Source organism: Comamonadaceae bacterium OTU4NAUVB1, assembly GCA_024372625.1.
Lineage (GTDB): Bacteria > Pseudomonadota > Gammaproteobacteria > Burkholderiales > Burkholderiaceae_C > Variovorax.
On sequence record CP099603.1, the window covers coordinates 450,059 to 471,423 of the forward strand.

Below are 21,365 nucleotides of genomic sequence, written 5' to 3' on the forward strand. Positions count from 1 at the left end.
GCCGACCCATCAGCGTGCGCGCAGCAGCCCGCCCACCTCCAGCAGGACCAGTTCGTTGTCGTCGGCCCGCGCGGGGTCACGGCTGCTGCTGAAGGGCAGGTTGTTGTCGTTGCCCACGACGATGTGCGTGGCGTCCACGACATCGACGTTCTCGATGGTGAAGAACGGGAACGCCAGCGCGCCGTTCGTCAGCGGCTTCCTGGCCAGGCGTTGTGGGTCCTGGATGTCCAGCAGGTCGATGTGGCCGACCTTGCGCAGCGGCCCGCCCACGTTGGCCTCGGTCAGTTCCACCTTGTAGACGCGCTTGAACTTCGCGATGTCGTGGAAGCAGTCGACGCGTTTCTCCCCGGCCGGGCAGGCCCGGTCGGCGGTGCCCTCGCCGTTGTCGCGTTCGATCACGAGGCCGCTGGTGGCGTCGATCATGTTGAAGTCGCCGATGGCGTGGTGGTTGGCTTCCAGCACGTACTTCCAGTGGCGGCCGCTCCAGCGACCGGCCTGGACTTCGAACTCCAGCACGCGCAGGACCTGCCGGCCATCCTCGAGCGCCTCGTAGGCCTTGGCCGCCTCGTCCCACAGCGGCCCCTCGAGCAGCGCGTACAGCCGGCTGCCGTCCGGACTGGCGGCCATGCCCTCGAAGCCCTTGGAACGCTTGACCTCGAAGGCCGGCGCCTTGGCGTCCGGCGCGGCGGCCGTGACGACGGCGGGGTGGTCGGGCGAGCGCACGACGCGGCCGTCGACCTGGGTGTCGAAGACGGCTAGCACGCGGCCGTCGAGGTCGGCCTTGATCAGGTAGGGACCAAACTCGTCGCCGATCCACAGCGCGCCGCCGGCGAACTGGAAGCTCTCGGGGTCGAAGTCCGCGCCGGTCAGGTAGCGCTCCTTGGTGCCCTCCTCGGCGATGCGGAACGGCACTCGGCGGTCCGGGTCGTGCAGGAACACGCTCCTGCGGCGCGTGAACCCGCCGCGCTCGAAATCCACCGCGTAGTGGTTCAGGTAGAGCATGAAGTCCGGGGAGTTGGCTTTCGTGCCCGCGCCGTTGTCCGTCAGGAGCCAGAACGAGCCGTCGGCCATGCGCTTGATGCCCGAATGGCCCTGGACGGGCTGGCCCCGGAACGGCAGCGACACGCCGGTCGGGCGCCCGCCCGAGGTGCCCTCGACGCTGCCGACCGCGTCGACGCGCCGCGCGGTGGTGAACTTGCCGCTGGTCTGCAGATCGCCCGGCGCGTTGCGCGGCGCGGGAATGACGGTGGATGCCGGCAGCACGGCATGGCCGGCGAGGACGGCCGGATAGGCCTGTTGAGCCTGCTGTGCCTGTTGGGCGGACACGGGAACGAGGGCGGCGGCGCACAGCCAGGCGGCGGCGCAACGGATCGGGAAGGACATGCGTCGGGGAAGTGGGAGCGGAAGAAGGCCGCGACGATGCGGCCGCCGCGTGACACCGCCGTGACGCCGCCGCCCGCCGTCAGTCCAGCAACGGCTCGAGCCCTGGCGCGTTGTCGATCTCCGTGGGCTTGTAGAGCTTGTGCGTCGCCGCCGGACTGGTCGCCTCGGTGACGACCACCAGACGCCACGGGTCGCCCTTGGCGGCGGCGGCGCGCTCCTCGGCGCTCAGGCGGAAGCCGCCGCGGCCGGGCACGGTGCCCTTCACGGCCAGCTTCAGGAGCGTGTTGCCCTTCTTGTCCGACACCTGGATGTCGTGGCCCAGACCCTGGGCCGAAACGTCCTCGGTGCGGTAGCCGTAGCCCGAGAAGTGCTTGGTCAGGTAGGCCGTCGCCGCGGCCTGCACGTCCGCCTGCGACGCCTGGGCGGCGCTGGCCACGCGCGCCTGCGCCGGCACGCTGCCGCGCGCGCGGGCGGCCCGCACCGCGTCGGCGTCGGGCTGCCAGCCGCGTTCGCCACGCACCAGCACGGCCATCTTCTCCTCGGCGTCCCAGGCGGCGACGTGCCACTCCTGGTCGTCGGCCACGCGCACGGACACCTTCGCGGCCTTGTCGGTCTCCAGGTCGGCGATCGCCACGCGGTTGGTCTGCAGCACGACCCGCAAGCCCTGGTCGCGGTCGAACGCGCGCTTGAGCAGGCCGAGCCGGTCCTTGGCGCGGCGGACCTGCACCTCGGTGCGCTCGCCACCGCCGCCCAGGCGCTGCAGGGTGTCCAGGGACTCCAGGCAGAACCAGCGTCCGCCCGGGTCGGTGGCCACGAACTCGGCCCAGACGGTGGCGATGATGTTGTCGCCCGTGGCCAGCCAGGCCGACTCCGCCGCCTGCTGGCGGGCGTCGAACACCCCCATCCTGGCGATGATCTCGACCGGGGTGCGCTTGTCGCCCAGCAGGCGTTTCTCGTTGATGACCGCGAGGACCGCGGGGTCGACTTCTTTATCCATTCGCAAGATTTCAGGTGGGTTGCAGACCGTTTCGAGTATGCCGCGAAGCACCGCCCCGCCCCGGCGCGGGCACCCCCGTCCTTTCCTTCGTATGATTGCTTTCTAGTAACACAACGATACGCATAACGGACATTGATACTTTTTAGTTAAGTCGAATTCCGTGATGTGCCCGGCAAGGACCGACGATGAAGACCACCGTGCGACTGTTCCACCTCCCCAGCCTGCAGGCCCGGCTGGGTGCCACGCTGGCCGCGCTGGTGCTGGGGGTGTCGGTCGTGCTGGCGGTCCTGATGGCCACGGCGGCCGAACGCCAGGTGCTGCGGCAGAGCGCGTCCAACCTCGACGCCCTCTCGCGCCAGCTCGCGCGCGAACTCGCCACCGGCATGGACGGCTTCGCGCAGGCGGCGGTGACCCAGAGCCTGCAGGACCGCTTCCGCAACCCGGCGTCGAGCGCCGCGTCGATGCGCGCGGCGCTCGACGATTTCGTGCGGGCCAATCCCGCGTTCGCCTACGCGGCCGTCGTCGAGGTCGGCTCGGCCCGGGTCCTGGCGGCCAATGCCGGTCTTTTCGAGGGCGGCAGCCTCGCGGGCCGGCCGAGCTACGAGGAAGGCCGACGCGGCCTGTTCGTGGGCGACGTGCACGACGCAGTGCGCCTGGCCGAACTGCTGCCGCCGCCGGACAACGGCGAGCGGCTGCGCTTCCTCGACGCCAGCGCGCCGATCCGTGACGAGACCGGGCGGATCGTCCGGGTCTTCGCGACGCACATCGGGTGGCAGTGGACCGAGCGCCTGCGCAACGACATCTTCGGCCCCCTGAAGGCGACCTCCGGGGTCGAGGCGCTGCTGGTCGACTCCGCCGGCAAGGTGGTGCTGGCCGCGACGCCGGACGTGCCGGTGGGCACCGTGCTCGGCCCGGTCGCCGGCGCGCCGGGCGAACCCTCGCGGCTCGTCGACTGGCCCGACGGCAAGTCCTACCTGACCGTGAGCGCCAGCACGGTGCCGCACGGCGCGTTCCCCGGCTTCGGCTGGCGGGTGGTGGCGCGGCAGCCGGCCGCGCTGGCCGCCGAGGCCGCGAGCCACCTGCGCCTGGCCTTCATGCTGGCGGCCATCGTGCTGGGCTGCGGCGGCGCCCTGCTCGCCTGGTGGGCCACGGGCCGACTGCTGCTGCCGGTGCGCCAGCTCGGGCTACGCGCCACCGACACGCAATGGGCCACCGTGGGCGCGACCTCCCCCGACGGCGCCGGCGCGCCGAGCGAAGTGGCCGGCGTCCAGCGTGCGATGGCGCGGATGGCACGCACCACGCTCGACCAGACCGAGGCGCGTCGCGTCAGCGAGCGCCAGTTCGCGGCCCTGGCCGACTCGCTGCCCCAGCGCGTGTTCCAGACCGACCCGACCGGCCGCGTCGACTACGTCAACCACGCCTGGGCGATGGCCGGCGTGGAGGCCGCCGTCCTGATCCACCAACCCTTCGAATCGCTCTTCCACCCGGCGTCGATCGCGCCGCTGGCCGCGGCCTGGCACCGCGCCCTGGGCGACGGGCGGGCGATGTCGCTGCGCTGCCTGCTGCAGCCCGCGGGCGAGCCCGTGGGGCGCTGGTACGACGTCAACGCGCGGCCGCTGGCCGATGCCGCCGGGGGCCTGCGCGCCTGGATCGGCACGCTGGTCGACGTGCACCAGATCGTCACCGACGCGCACGACGTGGAGCGCGCCCTGGACCTGGAGCGCACCGCGCGCGCCGAGGCGGAGAAGCTGGGCCAGTTGCGCGACGACTTCCTGGCGACCGTCTCGCACGAACTGCGCTCGCCGCTCAACGTGATCGCCGGCTGGTCGGAGATCTTGCGGCGCAAGGGGCAGGACAACCCGACCGCGCTCAAGGCGGCCGAGGTCATCCGCGCCCATGCCCGCCAGCAGGCCGCCCTGATCGACGACCTGATCGACATCACGGCGGTGACCGCCGGCAAGATGGTCCTGGACCTGGAGGCGGTGGACCTCGCGGCCGTGGCGGCGGAGGTCGTCGCGGCCCAGCTCCCCTCGGCGCAGCTCAAGGGGATCGCCCTGCGATGCATCGCGCCGCAGGCGTGCACGGTGCGTGGCGATCGCCGGCGCGTCCACCAGATCATCTCGAACCTGCTGGGCAACGCGCTGAAGTTCACCGACGCGGCGGGCTCGATCACCGTCGCGGTGCACCGCGACGCGCGGCAGGGCACGCTGTCGGTGAGCGACACGGGGCGCGGCATCGATCCCCTCTTCCTGCCCCATGTCTTCGAGCGCATGCGCCAGGAGGACTCGTCCAAGACGCGGCGAACCGGCGGCCTGGGCCTGGGCCTGTCGATCGTGCAGGGGCTGGTGGCGCTGCACGAGGGCACGGTCTCCGCCGCCAGCGACGGACCAGGCCGGGGCGCGACCTTCTCGGTGACCCTGCCCCTGCACGCGGCAACGGCGACGTCGCGCGTGCCGCAGCCAGCGCCGTCCCGCGACCGGGACGACGCCGAGCCCGACGTCGTCGAACTGCGGGGCTGCACGGTGCTGCTGGTGGACGACGAGCCCGACGCGCGCGAGATGGCGCAGGCGGCCCTCAACAGCCTGGGCGCGGACGTGCGCGTGGCGGGCTCGGGCGCCGAGGCGCTGCGCATGCTGCGCGCCGAGCCCTGCGACGTGCTGGTCTCGGACATCGGCATGCCGGAGATGGACGGGCTCACGCTGATCCGCACGGTCCGCCTGACCTGGTCGGCCGAGGAACTGCCGGCCGTGGCCCTGACCGCGTTCGCCATGGAGAGCGATCGCCAGGCCGGCCTGGCGGCGGGATTCCAGCGCTACGTCACCAAGCCGATCTCGCTGCTGCGGCTGTCCGAGGCGGTGGCCGGCATGCGCTGCGCCCGGCCGGTGGCGCAGGCGCGCGACGGCGCTTGAGACGCGCCAGGCGGGCCGTGCTCAGGCGCCGGCGCGTTCGATGAAGCTCGCCAGCGCCTCCGCGGTGGGCGGGCCCCACAGCTCCCTGGCGTACCACTGCGAGAACAGGACCCGCACCATGGTGCTGTCGAGCCCACGATCGAGCTTGAGCGTCTCGCTCTCGTTCTGCGCCCGGAACGCGTCGAAGACCGTGCGGCGCTCGCGCTCGTCCAGCTGCTTGTGGACCGCCAGGGCTTCCTGCGCGCGCCCGGCGAGGAACCGCTCCATCACGCTCGGGGCCGCGGCGCGGCGCTCCGGCGGCGCCGTCGGCGGCGCGGGCGGATTCGCCGGCGGGTTCTTCGCCAGGTCCTGCAGCACCCATCGGAAATAACCGGCCGGCGCGCTCAGCGGGCTCATGCCGGCGGCCTGCGAACGCGCCTCGACCCGCTCGATCGCCGTGCGCAGCACCTCGTCGCTGTAGGAAGCCACGAGGTCGCCGGCGTCCGCCCGGCTGAAGCCCAGGCCCATGATGCGCTGGAGCAGCTGTTCGTCGATGATCGGCGGCACGGGAAACATCAGCGGCGCCTGCCGGACCAGCTCGACCTTGAACTGCAGTTTCTCCACCCGGCGGCCGTTCTTGTGCTCGATCAGCTCGATGGTGATGTCGGTCAGCTGGTTCACCTCGGCCATCGCCGGCTTGAGGGTGTCGCGCTTGAAGTACTTGTAGACCGGCGCGGAATCCGCGGACAGCGGATTGCCGGTGATCAGTCCGTGCCAGTGCTCCACCGTCTGCACGAAGGTCAGCTTGGACGGGTTGGTGGCGTAGCGCCGGCAGATCTCGTAGAGCGCCAGCGCCGAGCCCGACTTCAGCGAGCTCTGGTAGACGATCGACAGGCGCGTGAAGGTGCTGGGTGCCATGACCTGCTCGTGCACCTCCGGCGGGAACGCGTAGCCCAGCCAGACCTGGCCGGAGTTCTTGTGGAAACCGTCCGGGTTGACCAGCGTCACCGACGACACCAGGCGCTCGCTGGTCCACTGCCGGCCGTTCTCCAGCTTGAGCTTGATGTTCTGCATCTCCTCCAGGACTTCCTTGAGGTTCTGCGTGTCCTTGCTGTCGTAGGCGGCATCGCGCGCCAGCTTGGCCAGGGGGATCCAGAAGTACTTCTTCGACGCGGGCGTGTCGATCGGCGCGTTGATTCCCGTCTCCTGCATGTTCTGCGCGTGGAAGATCATCACGTTGAAGACCTTTCGCGACAGCAGCGAAAGGCTGCCCTCGACCACCCGCAGACCGATCGCCTCGTTGGTCTTGCGAAACTCGCGCAGGTTGTTCGTGTCACCCGGCGTGATCGCCACGGCGTGCGGCTTGGCTTTTCTGGTCACCATCGGCGGCTTGTCCCTCGACCCGTCGAACGACGGCGAAAGGTGCAAATCTAGCAGCAATGGACTCACCTTCGCACGCATCGCGGACAGCCGGCGCCCGCGATGCGGTCGCCGTCCGCGCCGACGTGCCGCCTGTGGACAAGTCGGGCGGCTGGAGGTCCCTGCGCGACCTCACCTGACTCCCTGATCCGACACACCTTTGGTCCCCGCGCAAGCTCACCTTGAAGCGCCTGACTCCCTGCGCAAGCTCACCCAACTCCCCGTGGAGGCTCACTCAGGTCCCCGTGGAAGCTCCCCAAAACGGGCTGCAGGGCGCATGAAGCCTCGATTCGGACGTCCTCAATGTATTTAAGGGTTCTAAGAGTTATGAATTCAATACTCTCAACACCCGCATGGCAGCGCAGTACCTGTAAACATCGCGCGCCTTGCACGCACTCCCATGGCTCAAGGGCAACGGACCACACGGATGCCCAGCAAAAAAAGGGATCCGAACTCCGTTCAGCAAGAAAAAAGGCACTTCTTTCCATCGGAAACGCCGCTGAACGATCTGAGGTGAGCTTCTACAGGGACCGGAGATGAGCTTGCATGACGTACGACGTCCTTGGGCCACTCCAGATTCACTCCGGTTCGTCAAAGGTGAGCTTTTTCAGGGAGCCAAACACTCGAAATCGGTCGGTCAATGGCCGAAGTTCGACACGGTCCAGGATAACGAACGTGGATCCGCACGCCAAGGGAGTCGAAAGGTGAGCCTTTTCGGGGACTGAACGTCGGCACGGGAACCCGTTCGGCGCAATGAAAAGCACCTGGAAGGGGTGTAGCAGCACGAATTGGCCTGGATGGCAGCCCAAAGGTGAGCTTGTACAGGGAGTTCGAGCCACAGGGTCCGTTGCGAAAGAGCAGAACGCCTCGATCCACCACGAGAGCGGACGGTCCTTGCCACCGAGCGCCCGAAAATGGCCGAATCGACGTGAGTACGGGTCGGAATCACGGGCTTCGTGCCTTCAAAGACGCTTTTCTTGAAGCGCAGTCGCTGCCCGGAGATCGCACGGACCCCATTGCCGAGGTGAATCGGGAATGCCCGGCCGCTCACCTTGCAAAGGTCCCCGTGGAAGCTCACCTTTGGGTTCGTTCGACCACGGACGTGCCACCTGTCATCGGACGCCCGTCTGGATCGCTGCGTGCCACATCCATGAGCGGAACGATCGGGTGCTGCACCTTCGCGACTCCCTGTGGAAGCTCACCTGTCGACTCGCGGCGAGGCCGTCACCCTCCCCCACCCTTCACGCGCATCGGACGCATCGGGCTGCCCGAAGTCAGTCCGGTGAGGCGAACTGCTGGCGCAGGGCCGCCACCAACGCCGTGCGATCCTGGGAGTCCGGCAACACCACTTCCAGCAGCACCTTGCCGGAATCCCACTCCTTCAGCGATCCGATCAGTTGGCCGCCTTGGCGGATCTTGTACTGGCGCGATGTTTCCTTGCGCTTGCGCTGGTCGCCCGTTTCGAGCTTGGCGCGGATCGCGGCGACCTGGCGGGTGGACAGATCCTCCGTCAGGATGCGCTCCACCAAGCCCACCAGTTCCTTCTCGGACATCCGCTTGGACGCCATCGTGAGTTCGTAGCCGGTGAAGACGCCGAACTTCTCGGGGCGTTCGCGCATGCGGTCGAGGGCGGCCGGCGGCAGCTGGAGCAACGAGAGCGACTTATTGACGGTGGTCGGCGACACGCCCAGCAACTCGGCGATCTGGCCCTCGTTCTTCACCACCTGCTGGTCCAGCAGCTTGCGCCAGGCCAGGGCGTTGTCGAGCGCGCTCTGGGCACTGCGCTCTTCGTTGAGCATCCAGCTCAGCCGATACAGCTCGGCCTCCCCCTCCGACGGCCTGATCTCCAGGTCCAGCTTGTGCAGCCCGGCCGCGGCGGCGGCCTTCTTGCGATAGTGGCCGTCGATCAGCAGGTAGTGGCCGGGCAGCGTGGGATGCTCGATCGCCGGTGCCACCACGATCTGTCCATGCGTTGCGATCGACGCCGCCAATTCCTTCACGGTATTTGGATCGTAGATCGTCCTTGCATTCACTGGATTGTCGTGAATCCTGTCGAGGGGCGCGCTGACGAAAGCACGGCCGCCGGGCGGGGCGGGTCTTTCAGCGCTGAAAGCGGACTGCGACTCAGGCGCGGATGGCACCGCCAGACCCGCGGGTCGGCGCGTGAGCACGGCGTCGGCCGTGGCGAAACGGTCTTCGACGGATTTCTTCTCTGCGGATAAGGTGGCTCGCATGGCGCTCTTCCTGTCGAATTTCGGGTTCATTTGGCGCTTCCTTTCTTCTTCCGGGGCAGGCCCAGAAGCGACAGCACTTCGTCGGTCATCGATTCGACCTCGTCGACCGCGGATTTCGCGCGGGCGACCAAGTGGACCGTGGCGCCGATGATCTGCGCCTCGCGGAAGGCGGCCCGCGAACCCAGCGAGGAGGCCATCAGCGGAAATTCCTTGTCTTCATGGAGGAGTTCGATCAGGTCGCGTGCCAAGGACGTCGATTTCTGGACCATGTTGGCCACCACGCGCGCCACCAACGATTCATTGGTGGCCTGGGCGGCTTCGGCCAACCGCTTGGCGGATTCGGCGGCCCAGATGTCGGCGGGGCTGGGGACGACCGGAATCAGGGCCAGGTCGGAAACCAGCATGGCGGAGGTCGGAGCCGCCGAGCTCATGGCCGGCGGGCAGTCGATGAAGATCGCGTCGAAGTTCTCCATGTGGTTCCTGACTTCCCGATGCATCTTGCCTTCCATGGGTGCGAGGCTGATCACCGACGCTGGAAAGGGCCGCTCTTCGGGTGCCGCACTGGCCCAGCGACTGGCCGTTCCCTGAGGATCCATGTCGACCACGAGACATGAATAGCCTCGCAGGGTCAGCGCGCCGGCCAGGCTCATCGCGATGGTGGTCTTGCCACAACCTCCCTTCTGGTTGAAGACGGTGATCACTTTGGCTGTCATCGATGGGTTTCCTGTGGGTATGGCTTTCAGCGCTGAAAGCGTTCGAGAATCGGGACGACGATGGTCGTTAACGGCACTCGGCTAATTTGCATTTTAGGGGTGAGCTTTTTCCTAACAAAAATTTTTCTCTTGGCCAAACGCATTCGCATCGGAAGCAGGGCGGCCTCGAGCTTTCAGCGCTGAAAACCCGACGATTGGAACGGTGGGCGCTCCTGCCTCGTTTCGGGTGGCTGGCTTGCCCACGTCGTGTCGGACGGGTCGGATCGACAGTGCCTGCGCGGTGCCGCACCGGAACGGCCCGACCCCGCGATGTCACATGGATTCGATCCAATCACCCGTCTGCTGTGGTGCACCCCGATCGCGGGCAATTCCAGCTTCGGTGTTCGATCGCACCTGAACGTCTGCGGTGATCGATTCGCCGCTGGCATGTCGCATTTCGATTGGTGCTGCCGCCATCTTCAATTTCCCGGATGTCCCAATGAACCTTTTACGCAATTCATCGACCTGTTTCCTCATCACGGCCCTCGCGGGGTCGGCCATCGCGCAGTCCAACGTGACGGTGTTCGGCGTGCTCGACACGTCCATCGCCCGCATCCGCACGGACGCGGGGGGCGTCACCGGCCTGGCCGGCGGCGGCGTGGCCAGCAGCCGGCTGGGATTCCGTGGCACGGAAGACCTGGGCGGCGGGCTCGCCGCCGGCTTCTGGCTGGAAGCCGGCCTCAACGGCGACACCGGCAACGCCGGCGGCCTGCCGTTCGACCGCCGCGCGACGATGAGCCTGTCGGGCCGCCAGTGGGGCGAACTGCGATTCGGCCGCGACAAGATCCCGGCCTACCTGAACATCGAGACCTTCGATCCGTTCAACGACATCGGGATCGGCGGCATCGGCGGGTCCAACCTGATCGGCAACGCGACGACGGCGGTCGGCACGCCCGAAGGCAGCGCTCCCAAGCGCGCTTCCAACGGCATCAACTACCTCCTGCCCGCGACGCTCGGCGGGGTCTACGGCCAGGTCCAGTACGCCTTCGGGGAACAGGCGTCCGGCGTCGACAACCGTTCGCTGCGCGACTCGGCCGCGCTGCGCCTGGGCTACAAGTCCGGCGCGTTGAACGTCGCGCTCGGCCATGGGCGGGTGCGCGGCGGAACCACCGCCACTGGCGTCGACTACGACGCCACCAACCTCGGCGCGTCGTACGACCTGGGCTGGGTCAAGCCGACGGCCGTGTTCGCGACTGAGCGCGGCAACGGCCGCCGGATCGACCTGCTGAGCGTCGGGGCGACGGTGCCTTTCGGCGCGGGAGAGTTCCGGGCCGCATTCACCACGTTCCGCCGCAAGGACCTGGACGACGCCGGTTCCAGGAAGCTCTCGCTGGGCTACGGTCACGACCTGTCCCGGCGCACCCAGCTCTACGCCACCGTGTCCCGGGTCGACAACGACCGGCTCGCGACGCGGGGGCTCGCGGTGTCGTCGTCGACGCTGGCGAGCCCGGCCATCGGCGCCGGCAGCGACGTCACCGGCTACGAGTTCGGCGTGCGCCACAGCTTCTGAGGCCCGGCCTCACCGACGCCAGCGGCGCAGTCCGAGCTCGTCGGCGAGGCGGCGGCAGCCCGCGATGCGTTCGGCGACGAAGCGATCGAGCGCGGCACCGGTCGGCGCGAAGGGATGGAGCCGGTGACGTCGCAGCAGGGTGGGGTAGAGGGGTGCCCGCATCGCCTCGCGCAACGCCCGCGCCCAGGCGCGGTGGGCCGCCTCGGTCATCCCGGCGCTGGCACTGAGGCCATGCACCGTCGGCCAGACCAGGTCGACCGCCTGCTCGCGGGACGTTGGGAGGTCGGGACGTCGGTGAGTCCGGCGTCCAGGCGGTCGCCCGCGAGCACGGCGAGCAGCCGCAGCGCGGCGCCGCCGGCGATGGCCTGGAGGGCCTCGGCCGCGTCGCCCGGGAACACGCCGACGTGCCAGCCCTGCAGCGCCTGCGAGGCATCGCCGCCACCCTCGAAGGCCACGAAGCGCATTGCCCGCGGGCGCAGGTCGGCCGGCAGGGTGTCTACCTCGATGCGCGTGAGGTCGTCCCTGCGGTGCGCCTGCACCTCGCGGGCCAGGCGGCTGAGCGGACGCAGCGCCGCCGCCAGCGCCAGCGCGGTGGCGCCGAGCAGCACCAGCAGCAGCATGCCGTCGCGCATCGCCGCCGCACGCAAGAACCGACGTGTGAAGGCTTGGCGTTATCGAGTGCTCTCGCCGACCTGGATCAGCACCGTGCGCGCCGGGCCGTCGCCGGTCGGGCCGTCCAGCGCCCGGCGCAGTGCGGCCACGCGGATGGCCTCGCCGACGTAGCGCCCGTCGTAGAACACCGGCGCCTCCGGCCGCGGTTCCCGGGGCGGCGGCAGGTCGGTGCTGCCGAGCTCGACCAGACCGTCGGAGGTGGCGACGCGGAAATGGACCTGCCCGCCGGCCGTCAGTCCGAAGAATTCGAACATCGCGTAAGGCAGCTTCACCGACAGGCCGCCCGAGGCGGTCGAGAGGTTGGCGTCGATCGAGCGCAACGCGCCGATCCCCGAACGGTCGTGGGCCGAATCGGCCGCGGCGACGGCGTCGGCGTGCGTCAGGCGCAGGCCGACGAACGTCATGCCGAGCAGCGCCGGCAGCAGCAGGGCCGCCAGCCGTTGCCGCAGGCTGGCGCGCCCGACCCAGGCCGCCACACGCCGGCGGATCCGGGCGAGGATCGCGCGACTTAATCCGCCTCCAGCGCGTAGCCCATGCCGCGCAGCGTGGTGATGCGCACGCCGCGGCCGTCCAGGCGCTTGCGCAGCCGGTGGACGAACACCTCGACCGCCTCCGGATGCACCTCTTCGTCGTCGGAAAACACGCGTTCGAGGATCTGCTGCTTGGACAGCGGCTCACCGCTGCGCTGCGCCAGCACGCGCAGCACCGAAAGCTCGCGCGGCGACAGCGGCAGCGGCTCGCCGTCCAGCGTGAACTGGCGCCGCGCGTGGTCGTAGACGAGGGGTCCGCAGGCCACGCGCGGATGCTCGGTGCCGCGCGCCCGGCGCACCAACGCGTGCAGGCGCGCTTCCAGCTCGGCCAGGGCGAAGGGCTTGGCCAGGAAGTCGTCGGCCCCGGCGTTGAGGGAGGCGACGCGCTCGGCGAGCGAGTCGCGCGCCGTCAGGATCAGCGTCGGCAGGCGCTGGTCGCGCTCGCGCAGGCGCCGCAGCACGGTGTGACCGTCGAGTCCGGGCAGGCCCAGGTCGAGCACCAGCGCGTCGTGATCGCGTTGCTGCAGGGCCCGGTCAACCAGGCGCCCGTCATCGACCCACTCCACCTGGATGCCGGTCTGCTCCAGCGCCTTGCACAGCCAGGTGCCCAGGACGTGCTCGTCTTCGGCCAGCAGGATGCGCATGCGCTCGGAGAAGGCGGACCGGTGCGGGCCTCAGTCCGGCTTGATGCCGGCGCGCGCGATGACCTTCTGCCAGCGGCCCTGCTCCACGGCGATGAACTGGGCGAACTGCTCGGGCGTGCCGCCGATCGACTCGGCCGCGTCGCCACGCAGGCGTTCCAGCGCGGCCGGCGCCTTCACCGCCTTCATGGTCGCCTCCGACAGCTTCGCGATGTTCGCCGGCGCCATGTTCGACGGGGCTAGCATGCCGTACCACTGCGTCATCTCGAAACCCGGGAAGCCCTGCTCGGCGACGGTCGGCACGTCGGGCAGTTGCGCCAGGCGCTTGGCCGAGCCGGTCGCGATGCAGCGCACCTTGCCCGACTTGATGAACGGCAGGATCGCCGCCGCGCCGATGGCCGAGGCCTCGAGCCGTCCGGAGAGCAGGTCGGTGAGCATCGGGCCGGTGCCGCGGTAGGGCACGTGCAGCATGAAGACCTCGGACGTCATCTTCAGGTATTCGAAGGCCAGGTGGCCGGCGCTGCCGTTGCCCGCCGACCCGTAGCTCAGCTTGCCGGGCCGGGCCTTGGCGTAGGCGATGAACTCGGTGAGGTTCTTCACCGGCACGTCCGGATGCACCACGTACAGGCTGGGCACCTTGGCCAGCAGGCTGACCGGCTTGAAGTCCTTGTTGGGGTCGTAGGGCAGCTTGGCGAAGATGTACGGGTTGACCGCCAGCGTGCCGATGTGGCCGAGGATGATCGTGTGCTGGTCGTCGGCGCGCGCGACCTCCGACATGGCGATGTTGCCGGCCGCGCCAGGCTTGTTGTCCACGTACACGCTCTGGCCCAGCAGCGTGGTGAGTTCGTTGGCCGTCGAGCGCGCCACGATCTCGGAGCTGCCGCCGGGCGCGAACGGCACCACGAAGCGGATCGATTTGGATGGCCAGGCGGCCTGGGCGAAGGCGGGCGTGGCGAGCAGGCCGCCCGCACCGAAGGCGCCGGCCGCCTGCAGCAGGTGGCGGCGCGAGAGGCGCGCGGGATGGGCGGGGGCGAAGGGATCGCGGTCGTCGGTGTGCATGGTGTCTCCTGGATTTGTGCAACGGCGCCGATGATGCGCCGGCTTTGCTTTCGGGAAGCTGTCAACGCCGCGCCGGCCCGCCGGCCGGCCGCTCCGCTTCAGTCGACCCGCACCCGGTCGGCGGAAGGCACGGCCGCCATGAGCTCGCGCGTGTAGGCGTGGGCCGGCGCCTCGAACACCGCCTCGGCCGCGCCCTGTTCGACCAGCCGGCCGCGCTGCATCACGCCGACGTGGTCGCACATGTGGCGGATGACCGCGAGGTTGTGGCTGATGAGCAGGTAGGTCAGGCCGAACTCGTCCTGCAGGTCGCGCATCAGGTTGAGCACCTGGGCCTGCACCGAGACGTCGAGCGACGACGTCGGCTCGTCGCAGACGATGAATTCGGGCCGGCTGGCCAGCGCGCGCGCGATGGCGATGCGCTGGCGCTGGCCACCGGAGAACTGGTGCGGGTACTTGCGCGCGTCGTCGGGCGACAGGCGCACGCGGCGCAGGGCGTCGGCCACGCGCTCGGCGGTCTCCTCGGCGCTGCCGGCCAGGCCCAGCACCTCGACCGGCTCGGCGATCAGCCGGTCGACGCGCCAGCGCGGATCGAGGCTGGCGTAGGGGTCCTGGAAGATCATCTGGAAGCGCCGGCGCAGCGCCGCCGTCTCCGCCGCGCCGCCCCACCGGTCGAGGCCGTCGAACCGCACGCGACCGGCGGTGGGCCGGGTGAGGCCGGCGATCATCCGTGCCACGGTCGATTTGCCCGAGCCGGACTCGCCCACCAGCCCGAAGGTGGTTCCACGCGCGATGTCGAAGCTCACGCCGTCGACCGCGCGCAGCACCTTCCTCGGCGCACGCGCGAGCGTGCGCGCCAGCCAGCCCGCCGAAAGGTCGAACTCGCGCGCGAGGTCCTGCACCTGCACCAGCGGGCGTTCGTCCGGCGCCGCCGTGGCCGCGGCCGTGACGGCGATCGGTGCGCCGGGCGTCCCGCTGTCTTGCGGTGCCGGGGTGCCGGACACGGCGAGGTCGGCGTTGATCTCCGGCACCGGCAGCCGGCGCAGGCGCCGGTGCACCGGCGGGATGGCCGCCATCAGCGCGCGCGTGTAGGGCTCGCGCGGATGGTCGAGCACCTCGCGCACCGCGCCGGTCTCCAGCACGCGGCCGCGGTACATCACCATCACGCGATCGGCGGCCTCGGCGATCACGCCCATGTCGTGCGTGATCAGCAGGGCGGCCGTGCCGCGCTCGCGGCAGACGCGGCGGAACACGCGGATCACCTGCGCCTGCACCGACACGTCCAGCGCGGTCGTCGGCTCGTCGGCGATCAGCAGGTCGGGCTCGGCGCACAGCGCCAGCGCGATCGCCACGCGCTGGCGCATGCCGCCGGAGAACTGGTGCGGGTACTGGTCGAGGCGGGCGGCCGGATCGGGGATCTCGACGTCGGCGAGCAGTTCGATGGCACGCTGCCTGGCGGCGGCGGCCGACAGCGGCAGGTGCAGGCGCAGCGTCTCGATCAGGTGGCGGCCGATGGTCAGCACCGGGTTCAGGCTGGTCAGCGGGTCCTGGAACACCATGCCGATGCGCCGGCCCCGGAGGCGGCGCAGGGCTTCGCCGCGCAGGGTGTCGATGCGTTCGCCCTGCAGCTCGACCGTGCCGGCGCTGATGCGCCCGGGCGGCTCGATCAGGCCGATGACCGCGTTGCCGGTCATCGACTTGCCCGCGCCGGATTCGCCCACCACGCCCAGGATCTCGCCCGGGGCGATGTCGAACGACACGCCCTGGAGCACCTGCACGGTGCCCTTGTAGGTGTCGAACGCCACGCCCAGGTCGCGCACGCGCAGGGTCGGGACCGGCTCCGCCGGTGTCGCTCGCGGTGCGCCGTTCATTGCAGCTTGGGGTTGAGGGCGTCGCGCAGCCAGTCGCCCACCAGGTTGACCGACAGTGCCAGCGCCAGCAGCACCAGCGCCGGGAACAGCAGGATCCACCATTCGCCCGAGAACAGGAAGCCCTGGCCGATGCGGATCAGCGTGCCCAGCGAGGGCTGGGTCGGCGGCAGGCCCACGCCCAGGTACGACAGCGTCGATTCGGTGACGATGGCCAGCGCGAAGCTGATGGTGGCGATCACCAGCACCGGTGCCAGCAGGTTTGGCAGGATGTGGCGCACCAGGATGGCGGTGCGCGAGCGGCCGATGATCTGCGCCGCCGCCACGTAGTCCTTGTGCTTCTCCACCAGCACCGCGCCGCGCACCGTGCGTGCGTACTGCACCCAGTCGGACAGGCCGATGGCCAGCACGATCACGTAGATGGCCATGTCATCGCGATAGCCCGCCGGCAGGGCACCGCGCGCGATGCCGAAGATCAGCAGCGCCACCAGCAGCACCGGAAAGGTCAGCTGGATGTCGGCCACGCGCATGACCAGCGTGTCGAACCAGCTGCCGACGTAGCCCGCCACCAGCCCCAGCGGGATGCCGATGGCCAGCGACAGGGCCACCGCCGACACCCCCACCAGCAGCGACATGCGCAGCCCGTAGAGGATGGCCGAGAAGACGTCGCGACCCTGGTCGTCGCTGCCCAGGACGTAGGTGCCGCCGCCCAGGCCGGCCGCGCCGGGCCGGGTGAAGGCGTCGAGCAGTTCCAGCCCGGCCGGGTCGAACGGGTTCTGTGGCGCGATCCACGGCGCTAGGACGGCCGCGACCAGCAGCAGCCCCAGCACCGCGACGGCCAGCTGGACCCCGGGCGAGCGCGCGAAGCTGCGCAGCACGGGCGAGTCGGCGTCGCGCCAGCGGGTGCGCGGTGGGGGAAGGTCGGAGGCGGGCGTGGGAGAGGGCATGGGCAAGGTGGGGCGGGTTCTCGGGAGCGGGTGGCGCGCGGGAGGGGTTTCAGCGTCCGCGCAGGCGGGGGTCGACCAGCAGGTAGACCAGGTCCACCACCAGGTTGATCACCACGTAGAGCATCGCGATCAGCAGCAGGTAGGCGGCGATGATCGGCACGTCCACCGCCTGGATCGACGAGATGAACAGCAGGCCCACGCCGGGCCACTGGAACACCGTCTCGGTGACGATGGCGAAAGCGATCAGCGAGCCGATCTGCAGCCCGGCGATCGTCACGACCGGGATCAGCGTGTTGCGAAGGGCGTGGCCGTAGTGGATGCGCCGCTCGGGCAGGCCGCGCGCGCGGGCGAAGCGCACGTAGTCCGCGCGCAGCGCCTCCAGCATCTCCGCGCGCACCAGCCGCATGATCAGTGTCAGCTTGTAGAGCGCCAGCGTGCACACCGGCATCACCAGCGATGCCCAGCCCGATGCCGTCAGCAGCCCGGTGGTCCAGCCGCCGATGGTCACCGTGTCGCCCCGTCCGAAGGACGGCAGCCAGCGCAACTCCACCGCGAAGACGTAGATCAGTCCGATGCCGATCAGAAAGGTGGGCAGCGACACGCCCACCAGCGACACCGTCATCAGCGCCCGGCTGAGCCAGCCGTCGCGCCGGATCGCGGTGTAGACCCCCAGCGCCACGCCGCCGACGACCGCCAGCAGCGCGGCGACGAAGGCCAGTTCCAGCGTCGCGGGCAGGCGCTCGCCGATGACCTCGATCACCGGCCGCTTCAGGCGGTAGGAGATGCCGAAATCGCCGCGCACGGCGTGTTCGACGTAGCGCAGGTACTGCACCGGCACCGGCCGGTCGAAGCCCAGCTCGGCGGTGACGGCCTGTCGCTCGGCCAGCGTGGCGTCATCGCCGAGCAGGCTGATGGTCGGGTCGCCCAGGTGGCGGAACACCATGAACGAGATGAACGACACCGCCAGCAGGACCAGCACCGACTGGCCCAGGCGGCGAATCAGATGCGCCAGCATCCGCCTACTTCGCTGCGACCTTGGCGTTCTTGAAGAAGATGTAGTTCATCGGGTCCACCGGGATGTCGATCTTGCGCACCATGGCGTAGTCGAGCACCTGATGGTGCAGCGGGATGTAGATGCGCTCCTTCTGCACGGTGGTCCAGATGTCGTGGATCGCGGCGTCGCGCTTGGCCTTGTCGCTCTCCGAGGAGAGGCCGGCGATCTTCGCGTCGAGCGCCGGGTTGCTGTAGCGCGTGGCGTTGGTCGGGCCGCGGCCGTCCTTGCCGCGCGTGTGCACCAGGTAGTCGAAGACGTAGGCGGAGTCGAAGGTCGGCACGCCCCAGCCGAACAGGTAGAAGTCGCTGTCGGCCGCGTTGATGGCCGCGCTGTGGATGGCGATCGGCCGCGCCGCGACGGTGGCCTTCACGCCGATGCGGCCGAAGAAGCTCGACAGCGCCGTGCAGATCGCCTCGTCGTTGACGTAGCGGTCGTTCGGGCAGTGCAGGGTGATGCCGAAGCCGTTGGGATAGCCGGCGTCGGCCAGCAGCTTCTTGGCCTGCGCCGCGTTGGCCTTCGGGTAGGTGTCGAAGGCCTTCTCGTAGCCGTGCACGAAGGGCGGCGCGATGATGCCCGTGGGCACCGACAGGCCGCGCATCACCGATTTCTGGATCGCGTCGCGGTCGATCGACAGGTTCAGCGCTTCGCGCACGCGGGGGTCGGCCAGCGGGTTCTTGTCCTTGACGTCCGCGTTCTTCAGCGGCTCGGCGCCCACGTTCAGGCCCAGGAAGATGGTGCGGTTTTCGGGACCCTCGTTCACGCGCAGCTTCGGGTCGGCCTTCAGGCGCGCCACGTCCTGCACCGGCACGTCCTGCAGGATGTCGATCTCGCCCGAGAGCAGCGCCGCCACGCGCGTGGCCGGGGACTTGATCGGCATCAGCACCAGCTCGGTGACCTGCATCGGTGCCTCGCCCTTGCCCCAGTACTGCGGGAAGGCCTTGAAGACAGTGCGGCTGTCCTGCTCGCGCGAGGCCAGCACGTAGGGCCCGGTTCCGTTCTCGTGGCGGGTGAAGTGGTTCTCCTCCTTGCTCTTCTCGTCCTGAGGCACCTCCGCCTTGTTGGCCTTCGCCCAGGCGGCGCTGACCATGAAGATGTTGACCAGGTTGTCGGGGAAGATCAGGTTCGGGCCCTTGGTGCGCACCTGCACCGTCATCGGGTCGGTCTTCTTCACCTCGGCCACCGAGGCCAGCAGTGCCTTCATGCCCGAGGAGGGCGCGCGCGCGCGGTCGAGCGAGAACACCACGTCGTCGGCCGTCATCAGGCTGCCGTCGTGGAACTTGACGCCGGGACGCAGCTTGAACTCCCACACCGACGGATCGCTCGTCAGCTTCCACGACGTGGCCAGCGCCGGGATCAGCTTGCCCTTGATGTCGCGCAGCACCAGCGGCTCGTAGATCTGGTGCGAGATGTTGATGTTGGTGCCGGTGTTGACCGAATGCGGATCGAGCGTGGCGGCGTCGCTGGAACGCGACCAGCGGATGGTCTCGGCCTGGACCAGGGAGGCCTGCGCGAGGCCGGCGGCCAGCAGGGCCGTGACGAGGAGTTTGCGGATCATGGAGGAGACTTCCGGAGGCAGGGGATGAGAAGCGGGGAGGGCGGAAAAGTGCCGCACGGCAATCTTTCCGCAACGCAAGCTTTGTACCATCGAAGGCAAAGCTCTCCATGCCCGTCCCCGTGGTCGCCGGGCTCTTCCTCAGGTCTCGGACGCGGAGGGCGGACCCCCTCAGCGCCACTCCGCTGGCAGCAGCGAGAAGACGTCCTCGTCGGTCATGATTTCGTGGCGCACCACAGGCTCGCGGTCAAGCAGCTTGGGACGGTCGGCCGGATCGATGGACGGCTGCATGTCGGTGATGTCGACATAGCGGCGGATCATGTCCATCGAGGTCCAGATCGAGACCACCGCCACCTCGGTCGAGCCGTCGCCCAGGTCGCGGAACACGGCGGTCGCGCGTTCGTTGCCGGGGGCGGCGTTCATTTCTTTGAGCTTGGTGGCCTCGAGGTGCAGCCGGCACTCCTCGCGCAGGTCGCTGCGGATCCAGAAGGTCCAGGTGCGCAGGATCTTGTCCTGCAGGGGACCCCGTGTCGTCTCGGTCATCGCCACGCTTTCAGTGTCTCTGTTCATGGCGCTCCCTTGAGAAGAACGGCCGGAAGTACGACTTTAGCATTAGCTAAAGCACGCGTCTCCTGGCGGTCGTCGCGGTGGACGCGTTTTCCGGCGTGGCACCGCAGCCGGCATTCAGCCCATCTGGGCGCGCCGCGTGGCGCCCTGGCGCTCGAGCATCCAGCCGGGGTATTCCGGCGGCAGCTGGCTCGCCCGTCCGATGGCCTCGAGTTCCTCGGCCGTCAGGGTCACCTCGGTCGCGCCGATGTTGTCGGCCAGCTGATCGGGGCGTTTGGCCCCGACGATCACGCTGGTGACCTGCGGCTGGTGCAGGAGCCACGCCAGCGCGATGCGCGCGACCGAGACGCCGCGCGCCTCGGCCATCGGGCGCATCACATCGACGGCCTCGAAGGCGCGTGCCTTGTCGACCGGCGGAAAGTCGAACTGCGTGCGGCGGTCGCCCTGGGCGCCCGGCTGGTCGCGGCCGTATTTGCCGCTGAGCAGACCACCGGCCAAGGGGCTCCACACCATCAGGCCGACGCCTTCGCTGCGCAGCATCGGAATGAGCTCGCGTTCGAGGTCCCGTCCGGCGACGGTGTAGTAGGCCTGCAGCGATTCGAAGCGTGCCAGCCCCAGCCGTTCGGAGATGCCCAGCGCCTTGGCGATCTGCCAGGCCGCCCAGTTGGAGACGCCGACATAGCGCACGTGACCGTGGCGCACCAGCTGGTCGAGGGCGCGCAAGGTCTCCTCGATCGGCGTGGCCGGATCGAAGCCGTGGACTTGGTAGAGATCGATGTGGTCGAGCTGCAGGCGAGCCAGGCTTTTCTTGACGTTGTCGAGGACGTGGCTGCGGGTGAGGCCCCGCTGATTGGGGCCGGGTCCGGTCTCGCCGAACACCTTGGTGGCGACGACGACGCTGTCGCGGGGCACCTTCAGGTTCTTCAGTGCCCGGCCGGTGATCTCCTCGGACTGGCCGCCCGAATACACGTCGGCCGTGTCGATGAAGTTGATGCCGGCGTCCAGCGCTTGGCCGACGAGCCGTTCGGCATCGTCCTGCTGCAGGTCGCCGATCTTGCTCCACATCTCGCCGGTGCCGCCGAAGGTCATGGTGCCCAGGCAGAGTTCGGACACGAAGAGGCCGGTACGGCCCAGGGGATGGTTGCGCATGGTGAGAATTCCAGGGGAGGTGAGAAGCGGCGCGCGGCATGACCACGCGTCGCACGGTAACGGGTTGAAAGATCGTTGCGTTGTGCACTAAGTCATGAATTCAACACCGTGTTGGTAATACAAAGGATTGCGGTACAAAGTCGGAC

Annotated in this window: 18 protein-coding genes; 2 read left to right on the plus strand and 16 right to left on the minus strand. The window is 69.3% G+C overall.

Going from position 1 to position 21,365, the window contains the following annotated elements; genetic code table 11:
- Nucleotides 1–9 precede the first annotated feature (9 nt).
- Nucleotides 10–1,383 (minus strand): esterase-like activity of phytase family protein, encoded by a 1,374-nt coding sequence (locus NF681_01975; protein UST52373.1) that lies wholly within the window; start codon nucleotides 1,381–1,383, stop codon nucleotides 10–12.
- Nucleotides 1,384–1,462: 79 nt separating this feature from the next.
- The gene (locus NF681_01980) at nucleotides 1,463–2,380 is read right to left on the minus strand and encodes a DUF3883 domain-containing protein (protein ID UST52374.1); all 918 of its coding nucleotides are present in this window, start codon (nucleotides 2,378–2,380) and stop codon (nucleotides 1,463–1,465) included.
- A gap of 185 nt (nucleotides 2,381–2,565) precedes the next feature.
- On the opposite strand from NF681_01980, the gene NF681_01985 reads away from it, so the two are divergent.
- The gene (locus NF681_01985; GenBank protein UST52375.1) at nucleotides 2,566–5,289 is read left to right on the plus strand and encodes an ATP-binding protein; all 2,724 of its coding nucleotides are present in this window, start codon (nucleotides 2,566–2,568) and stop codon (nucleotides 5,287–5,289) included.
- A 21-nt stretch (nucleotides 5,290–5,310) separates the two neighbouring features.
- Here NF681_01985 and NF681_01990 read toward each other — a convergent pair whose 3' ends face one another.
- The 3 genes from NF681_01990 to NF681_02000 all read right to left on the minus strand — a co-directional run bounded on the left by NF681_01990 (nucleotide 5,311) and on the right by NF681_02000 (nucleotide 9,634).
- The gene (locus NF681_01990; GenBank protein UST52376.1) at nucleotides 5,311–6,651 is read right to left on the minus strand and encodes a replication initiation protein; all 1,341 of its coding nucleotides are present in this window, start codon (nucleotides 6,649–6,651) and stop codon (nucleotides 5,311–5,313) included.
- 1,310 nt (nucleotides 6,652–7,961) lie between these two features.
- A complete protein-coding gene (locus tag NF681_01995; protein UST52377.1) occupies nucleotides 7,962–8,951 on the minus strand; it encodes a ParB/RepB/Spo0J family partition protein in 990 nt (329 codons plus the stop codon).
- A complete protein-coding gene (locus NF681_02000) occupies nucleotides 8,948–9,634 on the minus strand; it encodes a ParA family protein (protein ID UST52378.1) in 687 nt (228 codons plus the stop codon). The genes NF681_01995 and NF681_02000 overlap by 4 nt, the downstream gene beginning before the upstream one ends.
- Nucleotides 9,635–10,112: 478 nt before the next feature.
- On the opposite strand from NF681_02000, the gene NF681_02005 reads away from it, so the two are divergent.
- Nucleotides 10,113–11,183, plus strand: coding sequence for a porin (locus NF681_02005; GenBank protein UST52379.1), 1,071 nt, complete (start codon nucleotides 10,113–10,115; stop codon nucleotides 11,181–11,183).
- Nucleotides 11,184–11,192: 9 nt separating this feature from the next.
- On the opposite strand, the gene NF681_02010 is transcribed toward NF681_02005, so the two are convergent.
- From NF681_02010 to NF681_02060, 11 genes are all read right to left on the minus strand, one after another.
- Nucleotides 11,193–11,393, minus strand: coding sequence for a hypothetical protein (locus tag NF681_02010; protein UST52380.1), 201 nt, complete (start codon nucleotides 11,391–11,393; stop codon nucleotides 11,193–11,195).
- Nucleotides 11,390–11,830 (minus strand): hypothetical protein, encoded by a 441-nt coding sequence (locus tag NF681_02015; GenBank protein ID UST52381.1) that lies wholly within the window; start codon nucleotides 11,828–11,830, stop codon nucleotides 11,390–11,392. Before NF681_02015 ends, NF681_02010 begins: the two co-directional genes overlap by 4 nt.
- A gap of 24 nt (nucleotides 11,831–11,854) precedes the next feature.
- On the minus strand, nucleotides 11,855–12,331 hold the full coding sequence (locus tag NF681_02020) for a sensor histidine kinase N-terminal domain-containing protein (protein ID UST52382.1): 477 nt from the start codon (nucleotides 12,329–12,331) through the stop codon (nucleotides 11,855–11,857).
- A 32-nt stretch (nucleotides 12,332–12,363) separates the two neighbouring features.
- On the minus strand, nucleotides 12,364–13,029 hold the full coding sequence (locus NF681_02025) for a response regulator (protein UST52383.1): 666 nt from the start codon (nucleotides 13,027–13,029) through the stop codon (nucleotides 12,364–12,366).
- A 30-nt stretch (nucleotides 13,030–13,059) separates the two neighbouring features.
- Nucleotides 13,060–14,085 (minus strand): tripartite tricarboxylate transporter substrate binding protein, encoded by a 1,026-nt coding sequence (locus tag NF681_02030; protein ID UST52384.1) that lies wholly within the window; start codon nucleotides 14,083–14,085, stop codon nucleotides 13,060–13,062.
- Between the two features lie 98 nt (nucleotides 14,086–14,183).
- Complete coding sequence (locus NF681_02035) at nucleotides 14,184–15,953, minus strand: ABC transporter ATP-binding protein (protein ID UST52385.1); 1,770 nt, start codon at nucleotides 15,951–15,953, stop codon at nucleotides 14,184–14,186.
- Nucleotides 15,950–16,897: an ABC transporter permease gene (locus NF681_02040; GenBank protein UST52386.1), complete on the minus strand. Its 948-nt coding sequence runs from the start codon at nucleotides 16,895–16,897 to the stop codon at nucleotides 15,950–15,952. The genes NF681_02035 and NF681_02040 overlap by 4 nt, the downstream gene beginning before the upstream one ends.
- 49 nt (nucleotides 16,898–16,946) lie before the next feature.
- Nucleotides 16,947–17,912 carry an ABC transporter permease gene (locus NF681_02045; GenBank protein ID UST52387.1) on the minus strand — a complete coding sequence of 322 codons (966 nt, stop codon included), beginning with the start codon at nucleotides 17,910–17,912 and terminating at the stop codon, nucleotides 16,947–16,949.
- 4 nt (nucleotides 17,913–17,916) lie between these two features.
- Nucleotides 17,917–19,506: an ABC transporter substrate-binding protein gene (locus NF681_02050; protein UST52388.1), complete on the minus strand. Its 1,590-nt coding sequence runs from the start codon at nucleotides 19,504–19,506 to the stop codon at nucleotides 17,917–17,919.
- A 168-nt stretch (nucleotides 19,507–19,674) separates the two neighbouring features.
- Nucleotides 19,675–20,073, minus strand: a complete 399-nt coding sequence (locus tag NF681_02055) for a hypothetical protein (GenBank protein UST52389.1) — start codon at nucleotides 20,071–20,073, stop codon at nucleotides 19,675–19,677.
- Nucleotides 20,074–20,187: 114 nt separating this feature from the next.
- Nucleotides 20,188–21,219: an aldo/keto reductase gene (locus NF681_02060; GenBank protein UST52390.1), complete on the minus strand. Its 1,032-nt coding sequence runs from the start codon at nucleotides 21,217–21,219 to the stop codon at nucleotides 20,188–20,190.
- Between the last annotated feature and the right edge of the window lie 146 nt (nucleotides 21,220–21,365).